11 protein-coding genes, 2 pseudogenes and 1 riboswitch are annotated in these 14,747 nt (G+C 64.3%); of the genes and pseudogenes, 8 read left to right on the top strand and 5 right to left on the bottom strand.

Features of this window, described 5'->3' with window-relative positions; genetic code table 11:
• The first annotated feature begins 30 nt into the window (after window positions 1-30).
• The 5 genes and pseudogenes from QZ656_RS17605 to QZ656_RS17625 all read left to right on the top strand — a co-directional run bounded on the left by QZ656_RS17605 (window position 31) and on the right by QZ656_RS17625 (window position 4,177).
• Window positions 31-1,731, top strand: a complete 1,701-nt coding sequence (locus tag QZ656_RS17605) for an IS66 family transposase (protein WP_291991655.1) — start codon at window positions 31-33, stop codon at window positions 1,729-1,731.
• A complete protein-coding gene (locus QZ656_RS17610) occupies window positions 1,728-2,585 on the top strand; it encodes a DUF4338 domain-containing protein (protein WP_291991636.1) in 858 nt (285 codons plus the stop codon). The genes QZ656_RS17605 and QZ656_RS17610 overlap by 4 nt, the downstream gene beginning before the upstream one ends.
• Before the next feature lie 51 nt (window positions 2,586-2,636).
• Window positions 2,637-3,239: pseudogene (locus QZ656_RS17615) on the top strand (ISAs1 family transposase); the annotation flags it as partial.
• Entirely contained in the window at window positions 3,236-3,712 is a 477-nt protein-coding gene (locus tag QZ656_RS17620) for a CorA family divalent cation transporter (protein ID WP_291994617.1), read from the top strand. The pseudogene QZ656_RS17615 and the gene QZ656_RS17620, both read left to right, overlap by 4 nt.
• Window positions 3,713-4,177 (top strand): ion channel, encoded by a 465-nt coding sequence (locus QZ656_RS17625; protein ID WP_291994618.1) that lies wholly within the window; start codon window positions 3,713-3,715, stop codon window positions 4,175-4,177.
• Window positions 4,178-4,482: 305 nt separating this feature from the next.
• On the opposite strand, the gene QZ656_RS17630 is transcribed toward QZ656_RS17625, so the two are convergent.
• Together QZ656_RS17630 and QZ656_RS17635 are read right to left on the bottom strand one after the other, a co-directional pair.
• Window positions 4,483-6,003, bottom strand: coding sequence for a transposase family protein (locus QZ656_RS17630; RefSeq protein WP_291991619.1), 1,521 nt, complete (start codon window positions 6,001-6,003; stop codon window positions 4,483-4,485).
• Window positions 6,000-6,908: a DUF4338 domain-containing protein gene (locus QZ656_RS17635; protein ID WP_291991618.1), complete on the bottom strand. Its 909-nt coding sequence runs from the start codon at window positions 6,906-6,908 to the stop codon at window positions 6,000-6,002. Before QZ656_RS17635 ends, QZ656_RS17630 begins: the two co-directional genes overlap by 4 nt.
• 151 nt (window positions 6,909-7,059) lie before the next feature.
• Here QZ656_RS17635 and QZ656_RS17640 point away from each other — a divergent pair.
• Window positions 7,060-7,306: pseudogene (locus QZ656_RS17640) on the top strand (IS91 family transposase); the annotation flags it as partial.
• Between the two features lie 421 nt (window positions 7,307-7,727).
• Here the strand turns inward: QZ656_RS17640 and QZ656_RS17645 are convergent.
• The 3 genes from QZ656_RS17645 to QZ656_RS17655 all read right to left on the bottom strand — a co-directional run bounded on the left by QZ656_RS17645 (window position 7,728) and on the right by QZ656_RS17655 (window position 11,977).
• Window positions 7,728-8,945, bottom strand: a complete 1,218-nt coding sequence (locus QZ656_RS17645) for a hypothetical protein (RefSeq protein ID WP_291994619.1) — start codon at window positions 8,943-8,945, stop codon at window positions 7,728-7,730.
• An 88-nt stretch (window positions 8,946-9,033) separates the two neighbouring features.
• Window positions 9,034-10,956: a mechanosensitive ion channel family protein gene (locus QZ656_RS17650; RefSeq protein WP_291994620.1), complete on the bottom strand. Its 1,923-nt coding sequence runs from the start codon at window positions 10,954-10,956 to the stop codon at window positions 9,034-9,036.
• A gap of 220 nt (window positions 10,957-11,176) precedes the next feature.
• A complete protein-coding gene (locus QZ656_RS17655) occupies window positions 11,177-11,977 on the bottom strand; it encodes an SDR family oxidoreductase (protein WP_291994621.1) in 801 nt (266 codons plus the stop codon).
• Between the two features lie 306 nt (window positions 11,978-12,283).
• Window positions 12,284-12,513: riboswitch (cobalamin riboswitch) on the top strand.
• 298 nt (window positions 12,514-12,811) lie between these two features.
• Here QZ656_RS17655 and cobO point away from each other — a divergent pair.
• Complete coding sequence (gene cobO, locus QZ656_RS17660) at window positions 12,812-13,417, top strand: cob(I)yrinic acid a,c-diamide adenosyltransferase (RefSeq protein ID WP_291994622.1); 606 nt, start codon at window positions 12,812-12,814, stop codon at window positions 13,415-13,417.
• Window positions 13,414-14,733 carry a cobyrinate a,c-diamide synthase gene (locus QZ656_RS17665; protein WP_291994623.1) on the top strand — a complete coding sequence of 440 codons (1,320 nt, stop codon included), beginning with the start codon at window positions 13,414-13,416 and terminating at the stop codon, window positions 14,731-14,733. The genes cobO and QZ656_RS17665 overlap by 4 nt, the downstream gene beginning before the upstream one ends.
• Window positions 14,734-14,747 lie beyond the last annotated feature (14 nt).

The following is a 14,747-nucleotide window of genomic DNA, read 5'->3' on the forward strand; positions in this document are numbered from 1 at the left end:
GACTGGACACAGCAGCGGAAATCCGGCACCATGCGGCGCATGGACACGGGTGCGGACATCATTGGCGGAGGATCGGCGGCAAGTCACCGCCAAGTGGCGCCGTTCGCCGAGGTGTTGGTGACGTTGACCAAGGAGCAGGAAATCAAGCTCCGCTGGGAGGCCAGCTTCTGGCGGAGCCAACATCGACAAGCGCTGGTTCGGTTGGCGCAATCGGAGGCCGCTCATCGGGTGGAAATGGCGCAAGCGGCGGCGCGCGAGGCGGCCTTGCGCAGCGAACTGGAGCAGGCCAAGGGCAAGATCCGCGATCTGCAAAAACGCCTGTTTGGTCGCAAGTCAGAACGCTCTTCGGGAGCCGAGAAGAACCCGGCGGCGGACCAAAAATCGTCGCGAGCTCGAGGTCAGCAACCGGGAGCAGCGGGTCACGGGCGGAACCCGGAAAGTCACTTGCCGACGCAGATCGAGGTCATCGACATCGACTGCCCGCATTGCCCGGACTGTGGTCTGGGCTACGTCGACTTTCCCGGCACGGAAGACAGTGAAGTCCTCGAGATCGAGGTCAAGGCCTACCGCCGGAAGATCTGCCGGCGGCGCTACCGGCGGACCTGTCAGTGTTCGGGCGCGCGGGGTATTCTGACCGCGCCACCGCCGGCACGATTGATCCCGCGTGGAAAGTACGGCGTGTCGATCTGGGTGCACCTGCTGCTGTCGAAGTTCTTGTACGGCCAGCCGACGCATCGGCTTCTGCGAGACTTGTCCGACCACGGACTGACGCTCTCGGCAGGAACGGTGGCCGGCGGACTGCGTGCCTTGGCACCGCTGTTCGAGCCGCTTGAAGAAGCACTGCTTGGCCAACTACGCAGCGAGAAACAGTGGCACGCAGACGAGACCCGCTGGCGGGTCTTTGCCGAGACCGAAGGGAAGGTCGGACATCGCTGGTATTTCTGGGTGTTCCACGGCCCATCGGTCATCCACTTCGTGCTCGACCCGAGCCGCTCGGCGGCGGTGCCGATCCGGGAGCTCTCCGGTAGCGCCGGAGGAGTCATCATCTGTGATCGCTATTCGGCCTACAAGAAGCTCGCGCGAGTTCTTGACCACTTCATTCTGGCTTTCTGCTGGGCACATCAGCGGCGTGATTTCCTGGAACTGGCCAACGCCCATCCGGAGCTCGCGGACTGGGCACTGGCCTGGGTCGAGCAGATCGCTCAGCTCTACCACTTGAATGGACGGCGCCTGGAAGTCCGTAGCGACCCAGTACAGTGGGCCGAACGCGACCGCGCCTTGCGGCAGGCGATCACGCAAATGGCCAGTCAACGGGAAAGCGAACTGGCGAACCCGGCGCTCAAAATGCCGGCGAGCAAGGTGCTGCGAAGCATGCGCAAACATTGGTCCGGCCTGACCGTCTTTGTCGACCGCCCCGAGGTGGCGATGGACAATAATGCCGCCGAGCGCGCACAGCGCACGCCGGTGGTCGCACGCAAGAACTTCTATGGGTCGGGCAGTCTCTGGTCCGGCGCACTCGCCGCGACGATGTTCAGCTTGCTGCTGACGCTGCGCTTGTGGGGAATCAACCCGCGCACCTGGCTGACGGCGTATCTGGAGGCCTGCGCCGCCAACGGCAACCTGCCGCCGACGGACTTGAGTGCCTTTCTGCCCTGGGCGATGGCGACCGATCGACTGGCTCAGATGCGTGGCATCCCGGTCGATCAGAGCCGTCCCATCGATAGCTCGTGAAGCCTTATTGCGGGCGTCACTTTACCGACGACGAACTGCAGGCCCTCTGCCGCCTGATCGAAGCCCATCCTGGCAGCAGCCGCGCGCAACTGTCGCGCCAGGTGTGTGAGCTCTTCGACTGGCGTAAGCCCAATGGCGAGCTGAAGGATATGACCTGCCGGGTGGCCATGCTGCGTATGCAGGCCGACGGCCTGCTCACCCTGCCGGCGGCACGACGGGCCGCTCCTCGCCAACCCGAGTATCTGCCTACTCACGCCACCGATCCACAACCGTTGCTCACCCAGCCGGTGCATGAACTGCCGCCGCTGCGTCTGCATCAGGTCGTCGGTTCGGCGAACTCGCGTCTGTGGAACGAGTACATCGCCCGCTACCACTATCTCGGCCACACGCCCATGGCGGGCAGTCAGAGCCGCTACTTCGTCTTCGCCGGCGAGACCCTGGTCGCCTTGCTCAGCTTCGGCGCCAGCGCCTGGAAACTCGCCGCGCGCGAGCAATTCATCGGTTGGCACGATGAGCAGCGACAAAGGAACCTGCAACTGGTGGTGAACAATGCCCGCTTTCTGATCCTGCCCTGGATCCAGTGCAAGGGCCTGGCCTCCAAGATCCTCTCGCTTATGCAGCGGCAACTGCCCAAGGACTGGCTGGCGCGCTACGGCTACCGCCCCGTGCTGCTCGAAACCTTCGTCGAGACGCCCCGCCATCGCGGCACCTGCTACCAGGCCGCCAACTGGATCAAGGTCGGTCAAACCGCCGGGCGAGGCAAGAAATGCCCCACCAGCAAGTCGATCCTCCCGATCAAGGACATCTGGCTCTACCCCCTTCACAGAGCCTTCCGATCAGTCCTCTGCCGCTAACCCGCCTCGGCAATGGCGCTGGCGCGCTACGGGTTGGCCGAATACTTACCCATGGGCTGCCAGAAAACTATTGCTCGGCAGATCACGGATCAAGGCGGTGACTACCTGCTGGCGGTCAAAGGCAACCAGCCGACGTTGCTGGAAGCCATCGAGACCGAGTTCATCGACCAGTATCAATCCGAGGCCGTTGATCGCCACCGTCAGGCCCGCAAGTCCCATGGTCGAATCGTCGGACAGATCGCCTCGGTCTTGCCTGCGCAAGGACTCGTTGATCTGGCCGATTGGCCGAAGTGCCAGACGATCGGCCTGGTCGACTCCCTGCGCAAGGTTGGCGACAAGGAATCGAACTTCGAGCGACGCTACTACATCAGTTCTCGTGCCTTGACCGCCGAAGAGCTGGCGGCCGCGGTGCGAGGCCATTGGGGCGTAGAAAACCGCCTTCACTGGGTGCTCGACGTCAGCTTTCGTGAAGATGCCAGCACTGTACGCAAGGACAACGCCCCACAGAACCTCTCCCTCTTGAAGAAAATCGTTCTCAACCTGATTCGTCTGGATACGACCGACAAGACTAAAGCCAGCTTACGCTTGAAGCGCAAAGGAGCTGCTTGGGATGACGATGTCCGGATGACGATGCTGGGCCTCACACCGCTATGACAGCCGAGTGCGGAGGCCCTGCTACCGATCCCACCCTGGCGCTGGATGCCGACGACCGTGAAACGCTGGTCAGGGCATCGAAGCACGTGACACGCTATTTGCAGAGGCTGGATGAATGCCGCACGCGGGTGCAGACGCTGGGGGATCAGATAGAGGCGCAACGCTCGGAGATCATGACCCGTTCCAGCCTCAATCTGACAATCGTCGCAACCGTGTTCTTGCCGCTGAGCTTCATTACCGGCCTGCTCGGGATGAATGTTGCTGGAATCCCCGAACAACATAACCCCTATGGTTTTTGGCTCGTAACCGGCTTGTCCGTCATCATGTCCATGCTGGCCTGGCTGTTGCTGCGTCGTCAGACGTACGGTCGCTATCCGGGTCAGGCAAGCACTGGCAAGAAGAAACCTGGGCGACCGGCGGAAACAACGCCGCCGGATACTGAAGGCATGGGCCATAAGTCAGGAGGAATCTAATTGGAGAGCGATCGTCCATTTTCTCGGAGCTGGATTGGTGGGATCCATGGTTTTGCAGTGCTGCTGGCGCTTGTATTGTTCTATTTTCATGTGGTCGTGATCTTTGATGTGATCGCCGAGATGCACCGTTTCAAGCCGTGGATGCTGGAGCATCTGGGACCAAAACATACTGGTAAGATCTTCCTGCTCGGTAGCTTCTTCGCACTACTGTTGGCGCACGTTGCGGAGGCCGCGGTATGGGGCATTTTTTTTCGCTGGACTCGGCTGCTACCCAGCATTACCGAGGGTATTTACTTCACCGCCGCGTCGATCACGACGCTGGGCTACGGCGACATACTGCTGAAGTATCCCTGGCGACATCTTGGGACGCTGATCGCAATCACGGGGGTGCTGATGTTCGGTTGTTCGACGGCGTTCCTGTTCGTGGTTCTACAGGACGTCTGGCAGCACTTGTTGACAGGCTGAAGCTGCGTTGACTTGGCACTGAACTAGCTGCGCGGCGCGCTATAGTAAAGAAGCCGGTTTCATGGCCAGCCCTGACGCATGACCTCCCCGAATCGACAGCACTTGCCGGTTACGCCCACTTTCGCCGCCGAGGCGGCCAGATGGGGGTTGGCTAGCGGCAAGGGAGCGCTTGCGGCGCGGGGGTTTGGTGTTCAGTCAGTGGGACAGGAGAGGTCGAGGGAGCTCCGTTACGATCGCCAGGCGAGCCTTTCCCGGCGCGGGGTGCGCCGCGCTTGGGAAGATGTGTTGGGCAGGCCTGGGCAAGGTTATTCGAGTTGCAGCAGGAACGGTTCGGCGAGAAGCAGACGCAGGCGTGCTGGGTCAAGCCAGGGCGCAGCACAGGAATTACGGATGAAGGCGATGGCGCCGCGCACACCGAGTTCTTGATACAGGTTGCGTAACTGCCGGGTGAAACGTGCCAGGGTATTGAACACATGCGCCAGGCGCATGAGGAGGTGATAGCCTTTCATGGCATTCCAGTCGAGGGCAAAGGCATGCTCGTAGTGGTAGCCCTGATGTTTTTCGACGAGGAAGCCCGCTTCGATGCCCCAACGGTGGCGGGCACCGAGGTTGCAGCGCTCATGGACATTGTCTTGTCTGAGCGGTTGGCTGGAGAGCCAGGCGTGGCGCGATGTTTCGGTGACGGTCCTGGCCTGTTCATCGATCTTTTCCCAGCTTTCCTCACAGACCACCAGGTTCAGCTTGAGACGCTGACGCCCGTTGGCCGCGAAGGCGTAGTCGATGTCGTTGACCCAGCTGAAGTGTTGTCGGCGCCTTCCCCAAGCGCGCTGCACGGCTTGTGGCTTCAGGGCGTGGAGTGCGCGGAACTCCTGCCAGACCGTGGACAAATCCTTGTCCTTAAGCACGATCATGAACTGCCAGTGGGCGCGCAAGCAGCGCTGCATCACCGGCCCGTTGGCGTAAAGGCCGTCGAGCAGGAGCAGGATCGGCAGGCGGGGGAACAGCGTCTTGAGCCGGTCGCTCAAGCGCACAAAGCCGCGCAGCTCGCAGTCCTGCTTTTGCGCTTCGGTATCGCCCAGCGCGTGTTCGAGGAACTCGCTGAGCAGTGGGACGACCAGGCCGTTGTGGAAAGCCAGGCTGGCCTCGAGGACGTAGACGAAGTACTGGGTGTGGCGGGTTTCCTCCTTGCCGACGGTGCGCTGGAGGAGTTCCTCCGCCCAGAGGGTGTCGCCGGCGACCTTCTGCGAGCCGTCGATGGCGATGGGGTAGCAGTGGTTGATCAGATAGCGGCGGAAGCTCTTGCCGCGGATCAGCCGCTTCACCAGATCGACGTGGGCCTGCTCAAGGTGGTCAAGGTCGATGTCGCGCAGCAGCCGAAACAGGGTGTCGGCGTGTGGCAGGGTCTCGATCTCCGGGAACAGCAGGTGGAGGTTGGCCATGAACTGGGGACGGGATATTTCGCGGTTGGTCTCGCGCCGAGAGGAGAACTGAAAGACGAACATCAGCAGACCGTAAAGCAGCAGCGCGGTCAGCTTGTGGCGGCGCTTCCTGGGGTCTCTCGGGTCGGGAATTTGTTCCAGTTGCTCGAGCAAGGCGGGTAGCTCTTTGCGCAGGAGACGCGTCTTTTTGCTCACGGCGTCCTCGCGGGCCTCCCTTTCCTCGCCGACGGTCGCGAAGGCTGAGCATCGGTTGGGCAGAGAAGTGGGGGAGTGGAGGACTTGTCCACTCGCGCGCCGTTTCGCGTTCAGTGCCTTTTCCTGCCGTTTCTTCTCTGAGCGCAGCTCCTTGAGGGCAGCGCGTGTCGGGCGACGGCAGGGTTTGCTCATGGCCGGGAGCTCCCAGGGGCGGCACACAGCCGGTCGCGACAATCGGCGCTCAGCGGTTTGAGCCACACCTGGCGGGGCGTGCTGCGATACGACTGGCCGGGGCGGGCCAGCCCGCGCCCGCTGGTTGCCCCGAGCAACTGCCAACCGGCCGCGCGGTAACAGGTGCCGGTATAGTGACGAGGATCGACGAAAGTCTCCAGCAACAGGGGCTCGAAGCCCCAGTGATCGAGCCAGTCCGCGCGTGCGCGGCGCGCGAGTTGTCCGAGCACATGACTGGCCAGATGCGGCACCCGGACGTGGGGAAAGATCAGGAAGCGGCTGTTGTTCACCACCCGCGCCAGGTTCTCGCGGCGGGCCTGGGCCGTCCAGCCGATCCAGCGGTCGCGCACGGCGACCGCGCGGGCAGCGCCGGCCAGCAGGACGCTGCCGAGCCGCCGGTCGCCCGCCGTGATGAAGTAGCGCAGGCGGTAGCCGAAGGCCCCCTGGAAACCCAGTGGGTGCCAGCGCGCCACCAGCGCATCCCACTGCGCCACCAACGCCGCGTCGCGAACGACTTCCAGGCAGACCGGTGCGAGTGCCGACAGGGCGCAGTGCACGGGAAGCTCCCCGGTGACCGTATCTACGGGTGCCGCGGGCGGCGCGCAACGGCGTGCTGACGACGGCCTTATCGCCGGCAGTGTCAGCAGCCCGGCCGCCTGCAAACGCTCCAGAAACTCCAGGCAGGCGCTGATCTTCGCCGTCCCTGTCAGAGTGGTCCACCCCAGGTGCTCGCAGACCGTCGCCGCCAACTCCTTGCGCGCCAATCCCGGCAGCCACGCCACCGTCCCGCACACCTCGGCGATCTCCGCGGCGCTGAATACGCGACCGCAGTGCACCCACTCCCCTTCGCTCGTTGCAACCACCACGATACCTCCGGCTGAAACGTGGACCAATGACCCTCCACCTATCCTGCCAGAAGTCCCCCCGGCTGTCTAGCTCCCTTGTGCGAAACCTTTTTTGCCTGCCCACCGCAACGCCTTGCCAGTACTGGGCTGGCGCAGTCATGCTTCAGCGCTGTTTCATGGCGTATTTGCCCCCTGTGGCGCGCATCGTCAACAAGCAACGCTGGCCAAGCGCGGCAAGGGCAAGCCCGCACGGCGGATGCGTCTGAAGCCACCACGCCTGCTGAACGTCGAGCCGCCATGACCTGGTGCAGCGCCTGAAGCGAGTCTTCAACATCGATATCGAGACCTGCAAGACTTGCGGAGGCGAGGTCAAGATCATCGCCTGCATCGAAGATTCCCTGATCATGAAAAAGATTCTCACCACCTGGAGCGCAAAGACGCTTCCCGTGCCGCCCGGCGTTTACTCCCCATTTCGGGCGCCGCCCCAAGCCAGTTTGTTCGGCTGATGCGCATCAACCACACCAGCAGGTGCTGCGACATTGAAGGGGCGTGGCAGGGTGGCAGTCGTCTCGAGCGTGGAAAGCATCGAGAAATCGCGCTGAGGTGCAGAGTTTCTGTTGGTTCAGGGGCATCATTTGGCCCTTGGAATTGACGGTGGTGTAGGGGTATACCGCATCCTCCTGCACGTTCGCCGGCCAGCCGAAGGCGGCGACCACCGCGCGCTTCATGTAGTCGGTGCTGTACACGCTCAGGCCCTTGGTGATCTGCTAGCCGCTGCAGTGCCAGAGTCCGACGGTCGCCCCGCGCGGAGGCAGTGGCGGTTTCGTCAAGCGGACGAGCTCACTTCGAAATCGTGATCGGCAGGTCGACGCCCTTGATGTCACCGACAGCGGTCTGGAAGAGGTCGCCGAGCGTCGCGAAGTTTGCGCGGTCCCAGCTCGTGTTCCCGACGCTGTAAGCACGCCCTTGGAAGTCGACTGAGGCGATGGTCGCCGCCGGTGGTACCTCCGAAATATCGATGTGTAGCGTCGAGCGCGGGTTCTCGCTGACTACGCCGGTGCGTGGGTCGGGGGCGACGTCAAACTCGGGAACTGCGCGCGCGCCGTTGGCGACGAAGGCGAGCATCTGCAACATGCTGCGCAGCTTGATCGCGCCGCGGATGGCAAGGTCGCCGCCAGGGCCGTCCGGCCTGACATCGAGGAAAACGAAGCCACGCGGGTTGCGCTTGATGCGCTCGTTGAGCTCGTAGCGCGCCTGATTGCTCAGCGACATCGGATCGACGTTCATCACCACCACGCGCCCGGCTTGAAGGCGCGCCAACTGGTAGCTGCCGTCGTCGTTTCGTCGCCACTGCAGACCCTCCTTGTTGGCATTGATGACGTCCGCCGCGTTCGGTGCGGCCTTCAGCGCCGGCGCTATCGGTTCCTCGAAGACGAGCGTGCGGACGAACAGCTTGCGGTTGTCGTTGAGCCAGCGCAGGTGCGTCGCGATGCGCCGGAACTCGGTGTACTCCTCCGCTAGCGCCGGGTCGTTGGCGATGAAGCGGGCGAAGCTGCCGTCGGCATTCTGCACTTCGATCCCGGAAGCGAGCAGTCGCGCGACACGGTCGATGGCACCACCCTGGAAGACCAGAAACTCGAAGGACTGGTCCTTGAACGGCGTCAGCACGCGTTCGGTGAACGCCTGGCCGGAAAGCGGATGAATGCTGAAGGTCGGGTTCTCGGAGACGCCCGTGCCGATGTTCATTCCCAGGAAGCTATCGGGAGTGTTGCGGTGCCACTCGCCGCTGGCGCCGAGCGTGCTTGTCCAGTTGAAGGTGGCGGCGATGGTTGACGTCGTCGTGAAATGCACCGGCTTGCCGTTGTCGGCGCGGGCGATGTTGATCAGCAGCAGCTTCTGGTCGAGGCGGCTGGTGACATCATCGTAACCGAGTACCTGACGTTCGAGCACGGGTGGGCCGGCGCAGCCAGCGATCACCAGTGCCAGCAGGGCTGGGGCGGCACTGCGCGCCATTCCGGCGAGTCCAGATGCGCCGGTCCATAGACTGGGTAAATTCATATCGATGCTCTCCGTGGTAGCTTCTGGGCGCGCGCCATGGGACGGGTGCAGGGCGCCGCATCCTGTGCAGCAGGCACGACGGTTGTGGTCAGGCCCCGCCCGCTCCGTGCGATCCTTTCGGCGGATAGTCGAGGGTGTCCATGATCTGCGCGCGATAGTCGTCCGGAAAATCCGGGAACGGCAGGTTTTGCGCGGCGGTCCACTCGCGTACCTGCTGCTCGGACGACTGTTGGCGTTCGCGGTCGAGGCCCGTGTCACGCGCGTGGAAAATGGTTCGCGACGGAAAGGCGATGGCCGTCCCCGCGTGGGTAACGATGTCCATGATGCGCAGCAGGATGTCCTCCTGGATGGCAAGAAACTCGTTCCAGTCGGCGGTGGCGACGTAGGCGAAGATCTCCACGTCGATCGACCACTCGCCGAAACCGGTCAAGCGGGCCCGCGCAGGATCGGGAGTGATTCGCGGGTGCGCGAGCAGCATTTTGCGCAACTCGGTGAGCACCAGGCGCAACTGGTCTGGCGTCGTTCCGTGGCGCAGGCCGATACGCATCATCAGCAGCATCTGGTCGCGTTGCGACAGGTTGACGATCTGCAGGTTGGAGAACTCGGCGTTGGGAATCGTCGTCAGCGTGCGGTCGATGCCACGGATGCGGGTGGAGCGCAGCCCGATCTCCTCGATGGTGCCGATGCGCAGGTAACCGGGCGAAGGATCGGCGCCGAAGCGGCAGAAATCGCCGACCTTGACCGGGCGGTCGGCAAACAGGTTGAGCGTGCCCATGAAGTTCTCGAGCGTGCTCTTCGCCGCCAGCGCGATGCCCAGGCCGCCGACACCGGCACCGGCGACCAGGCCGTACAGGGGAATGCCGAGATCATTGCCGACACGAAAGACCAGGACCAGAATCGTCACCGTGCCGGCGGCACGCGCTACCAGGCGGATCATGTGCGCGGTCAAGCCCTTGGAGTGGATCGTCGGCGAGGCGATGAAGGCCTCGGCTATCCAGGTCATGGTGACCCACACGGCCCACACGGCACCGACTCCCTTGAGTAGATCGATCAGTTCGATGAAGCCCCGGCCACCCGGTCCGGAGACGTTGATCTGTTGTGTGGCAAACATGCCCAGGAGATACGCCAGTCCGAGTAGTAGCAGTGGCGCGTTCAGACGGCGCAGGCAGGACGCCAGCGAGCCGTCCCAACGGCCCTGCCTTGCCCACCGGTAGATCACGGTGATGACGGTGAAGAGTGCCGCAAGCAGCAGCAGTAAAGCCAGCCATTTCCAGGCCAGCTGGCCAAGCACCAGGGTGTTGGCCCACTCGGGAAGCGCGTCGACCCAGGCCAGCGCGATCATCCAGCCAGTCAGACGCTGGCTGGCAATATACGCACTGTTACCCGGAAGCGGACGCAGGTGTGGCAGCTCTTTCCCGAGCAGAAAATGCGTGCGCGCATCGGCCACGGTGTCGGCGCTGAACAGGAATTCGCCAGCGCGGTTTCCGTCGCTCACCCGCGCGATGGTGATCGCGGTATGCGGGATGCGCCAGCGTTTGATGGTGCCGGCCTCCTGATCGCCGGGGATGCTATCGAAAGCCGGCAACTCGACGCGGGCCAGTATTTCCCACAGCAGGACGAAGGTCTCGCTCGCGACTTCGGCGCGGGTAGCCGGCGGAACGCGGCTCAGGTCAAGCAACTCGGCGGCTCGTCGGACGCGCATGTAGAGCGCCGCTTGCGTTTCGCGACTCGGTGCATCGCGGTAGTCCTGATAGCGACGTGCCACGGCCTCGCTCAGGGTCAGGAAACTCCGCAAGGTCGCGCGCGGACTCGATGTGTCCAGTGGTGCCATGGCATCGGCTGCATCAGTCACCTCGGCAGCGGTGGTGGCGGCGCTGACCGGGGTCGACAGGAACGCTGGCAGCAGCACCACGAGCGCGACGAGCAGCGTGATGAGCAGCCGCGTCAGGGAATGCGTGGCGCGGGCGAGGGCGGTCAAACTCGGCTGGTAAAGGCCTCTGTTGTTGATCATTGGGCGATTTTCGCAGTGTGGTGGTCTGGCTCGCCGCGTCGGCGGCCGCAGAGCACTGGGCTGGTCTCTTGTCTGGCGGCGTTTTCGCCGGCTGAGATCACGGCGACGGCAACTACTGCACCGGCAGCCGGGACACGGCGCAAGCCGCGGCGATCGTGCGCGCGCCAGGGAGTCGGCGCGACGCCTGACGCCGCCAGAGCGGCGCCAGGCCTGCACTGGTTCAGCCCGGCATCGGGTCGGCGTTACCGAGCGCCGTCGTATTCAGGCCGCCGTCGACGTACATGATCTCGCCGGTAATCGCGCTGGCCAGGTCGGAGAGCATGAAAGCGGCGGCGTTGCCGACTTCGTCGATGGTGATGTTGCGGCGCAGCGGCGCGTTGTGCGCGTTGTACGCCAGCAGGCGCGAAAAGTTGCCGATTCCGGAAGCCGCCAGCGTCTTGATCGGCCCGGCCGAGATGGCGTTGGCGCGGATTCCTTGCGGGCCGAGGCAGAAAGCGAGGTAGCGGGTGGCTGCCTCGAGGCTGGCTTTGGCGAGACCCATGGTGTTGTAGTTGGGCAGCGTGCGTTCGGCGCCGAGGTAGGAAAGCGCCAGCAAGGCCGGCTTGCGGCCCTTCAGCAGCAGTGGTCGGGCGGCCTTGGCCAGCGCCGGGTAGCTGTACGAAGAGACGTCGTGGGCAATGCGGAAAGCGTCGCGCGAGATGCCGTCGAGGAAGTCGCCCTCGATCGCTTCGCCGGGGGCGAAGGCGATCGAATGCACCAGACCTTCAAGGCCATCCCAGTGCTCGGCGAGAGCCGCGAACAGCGCGTTGATATCGGCGTCTTCGCCAACGTCGCAGCGATAGAGCAGGGTGCTGTCGAACTCGGCGGCGAACTTGGCGACGCGCGTTTCGAAGCGCTCGTTCTGATAGGTGAACGCCAGTTGGGCGCCTTCGCGGTGGCAGGCTTTGGCGATGCCGTAGGCAATCGAGTGTTTCGACAGCACGCCGGTGATCAGAATGCGCTTGTCGGCGAGGAATCCCATGACTTCTCCCGTAACTGAAATGGACTGGGTTTGCAGGTTTGCGGCGAATCGGCTTAACCGCCGCATTATAAGGGCATTGCCTCGATCGCCGCCGATTGTCCGTCTGCCGATGGGGCCGTCGCTTGCCTGCCAGGGTCGTCGACCGGTGCCATCGGGCCGGCTGCGACAGTCGGGAACGGCCCGATCGAATGGCGGCTGCTGTCGCTCAGTGCGCTCGCGTCGGCTGCCGACAGCGGCTGGCCTGAACGGCTGGATGCATGCAATTGCCGTAGCGAAGCGCTTGACAGTCGTCTCGCAGGGAGGGTAAAAGGTGCCCATGCTTCAGGTGTCCCGAGGGTGTTCGCTCGAGGGACTAAATGGGAAGCCGGTGCATCAGGCCTTGTTCCACAGGCCATGACCATCCCGGCACTGCCCCCGCAACGGTAAACGAGAGCAAGGATCTGCCACACGCCACTGTGCTATCGCATGGGAAGGCGCAGGTCCAGGGATTGCCCCGCTCGTGAGTCCGGAGACCTGCCTGGCGCATACAGATCGACATTGCGGAGGGCGATGTCTCGGTAAACCGGCTGCTGGCCGCTTTCCCGGATTCAGCTCGTTCTCCTCCTCGTGTCGTTTTTTTCGTTCGGCTTGCGCGCGGGTGTGCGCAGAGGAGAACTAGGTGCGTGCACTATCCCTACCGGCGCCGGCCGGCACGCGGCTCGTCCGCTCGTCCTGCCTTTTTTTCGACACGTCGTGCGACCCCTGGTCCACCCCGCTCGCTGCGGCGCGTGACCGCGGCCGCTCCCGCTCTCCCTTTGGCGCCATCGGCAGTGACTCGATCGATCGGGGGCGGGCATGAGCGCCGACGATCGCGAGCAGGGCCATCGCACCCGCATGCAGCGCAAGAAAGCGGTCGTCGACGCGGCCATCGCTCGTGCCGATCAGGACAAGGGCCTGTTGCTGGTCCTCACCGGCAACGGCAAGGGCAAGTCGAGCTCGGCTTTTGGCATGCTCGCCCGCGCCCTCGGTCACGGCTTGCGGGTCGGCGTCGCGCAGTTCATCAAGGGCCGTTCGGATACCGGTGAAGAAGCCTTCTTCCGTGCCCAGCCAGGCGTCGTCTGGCACGTGCTGGGCGAAGGTTTTACCTGGGAAACGCAGAACCTCGAGCGCGATCGGGAGACCGCCCGGCGAGCCTGGGCCGTCGCTCGCGAAATGTTCAGCGACCCGTCACTGGCGCTGATCGTCCTCGACGAATTGAGCTATCCGCTCAAGAATGGCTGGCTGGACCTGCCGGTCGTACTGGCCGATCTCGCCGCCCGCCCGGCTATGCAGCACGTGGTGATCACCGGCCGCGGTGCACCCGACGCGCTTTGTGAAGCGGCCGATACGGTCAGCGAGCTGCGCGACGTCAAGCACGCCTTTCGCGCCGGCATCCGCGCGCAAAAGGGGGTCGATCTGTGAGCACGGTGCGCGCCTGTCCGGCGTTGTTCATTGCCGCACCGGCCTCCGGCCAGGGCAAGACAACGGTCACCGCGGCGCTCGCCGGGCGGCATCGCGCGCTCGGGCGCAAGGTGCGCATCTTCAAGACCGGCCCCGATTTTCTCGACCCGATGATTCTCGAGCGTGCATCGGGCGCGCCGGTCTATCAGCTCGACCTGTGGATGGGCGGTGAGGATCACTGCCGTCAACTGCTCTACGAGGCGGCCGGCGAAGCCGATCTGATCCTTGTCGAAGGCGTCATGGGACTATTCGACGGCGACCGTTCGAGCGCCGATCTGGCAGCGCTCTTTGCCATCCCGGTGCTGGCGGTGATCGATGGCAGTGCCATGGCCCAGACCTTTGGTGCGCTGGCGCATGGTCTGGCCAGCTACCGGCCGGGCTTGCCCTTTGCCGGCGTCTTCGCCAACCGGGTCGCTGGCGAACGCCATTACGAGATGCTTGCCGAGAGCCTGCCGACGGGGCTGCTTTCCTTCGGCTACTTGCCGCGCGACGCCGACATCGCGCTGCCCGAGCGCCACCTCGGCCTGGTGCAGGCGGCCGAAGTCGCCGACCTGGACGCCCGCATCGCCCGCGCTGCTGCCGCGCTGACGGCGTTTCACGAGGCCTTGCCGGCGCCGGTGCTTTTCGCCGCGCCAGCAGCGCAGCCGGCCGAGGCGCCGCTGGCGCTGGCCGGCGTGCGCATTGCCGTGGCGCGCGATGGCGCCTTCGCCTTTCTGTACCGGGCCAATCTCGACCTGCTGCGCGCCCTGGGCGCCGAGCTGACTTTCTTTTCGCCCTTGTGTGATCGGACGCTGCCCGCGGCCGATGTTCTCTACCTGCCCGGTGGTTATCCCGAACTGCACCTCGCGGCGCTGGCCGCCAATGCGCCCCTGCGCGCCGCCATCCGCGCCCACCATGGCGCCGGCAAGACCCTCGTCGCCGAGTGCGGTGGCATGCTCTACCTGCTCGAATCGCTGGCCGACAAGGACGGCAATCGCGCCGAGATGGTCGGCGTGCTGCCCGGGCAGGCGACGATGCTCGGCCGGCTCGCCAACCTTGGCCTGCACCGGGTGGTGCTGCCCGAGGGCGAGTTGCGCGGGCATACCTTTCATTATTCCCGGATGGAGACGCCGCTGTTGCCGATTGCCGCCAGCGAGGGCGCGCGCCCCGGGCGGCGCGGCGAGGCCGTCTACCGCGTCGGGCGTCTGCACGCCTCCTACCTGCACCTCTATTTCCCATCCAACCCGGAGGCGGTGGCACGTCTGTTTGCGCCAGCACCTTCTTCTTTGCCCCACTGAACGAAAGGAAGTCA

Source organism: Candidatus Accumulibacter sp. ACC003, from assembly GCF_907163085.1.
GTDB lineage: Bacteria > Pseudomonadota > Gammaproteobacteria > Burkholderiales > Rhodocyclaceae > Accumulibacter.

Bases quoted from the DNA above. Each gene is read 5' to 3' on its own strand.
- QZ656_RS17650 (WP_291994620.1), bottom strand. From the start codon at position 10,956: ATGATCAACAACAGAGGCCTTTACCAGCCGAGTTTGACCGCCCTCGCC.
- QZ656_RS17645 (WP_291994619.1), bottom strand. From the start codon at position 8,945: ATGAATTTACCCAGTCTATGGACCGGCGCATCTGGACTCGCCGGAATG.
- QZ656_RS17655 (WP_291994621.1), bottom strand. From the start codon at position 11,977: ATGGGATTCCTCGCCGACAAGCGCATTCTGATCACCGGCGTGCTGTCG.
- cobO (WP_291994622.1), top strand. From the start codon at position 12,812: ATGAGCGCCGACGATCGCGAGCAGGGCCATCGCACCCGCATGCAGCGC.
- QZ656_RS17630 (WP_291991619.1), bottom strand. From the start codon at position 6,003: ATGAGCAAACCCTGCCGTCGCCCGACACGCGCTGCCCTCAAGGAGCTG.
- QZ656_RS17605 (WP_291991655.1), top strand. From the start codon at position 31: ATGCGGCGCATGGACACGGGTGCGGACATCATTGGCGGAGGATCGGCG.
- QZ656_RS17620 (WP_291994617.1), top strand. From the start codon at position 3,236: ATGACAGCCGAGTGCGGAGGCCCTGCTACCGATCCCACCCTGGCGCTG.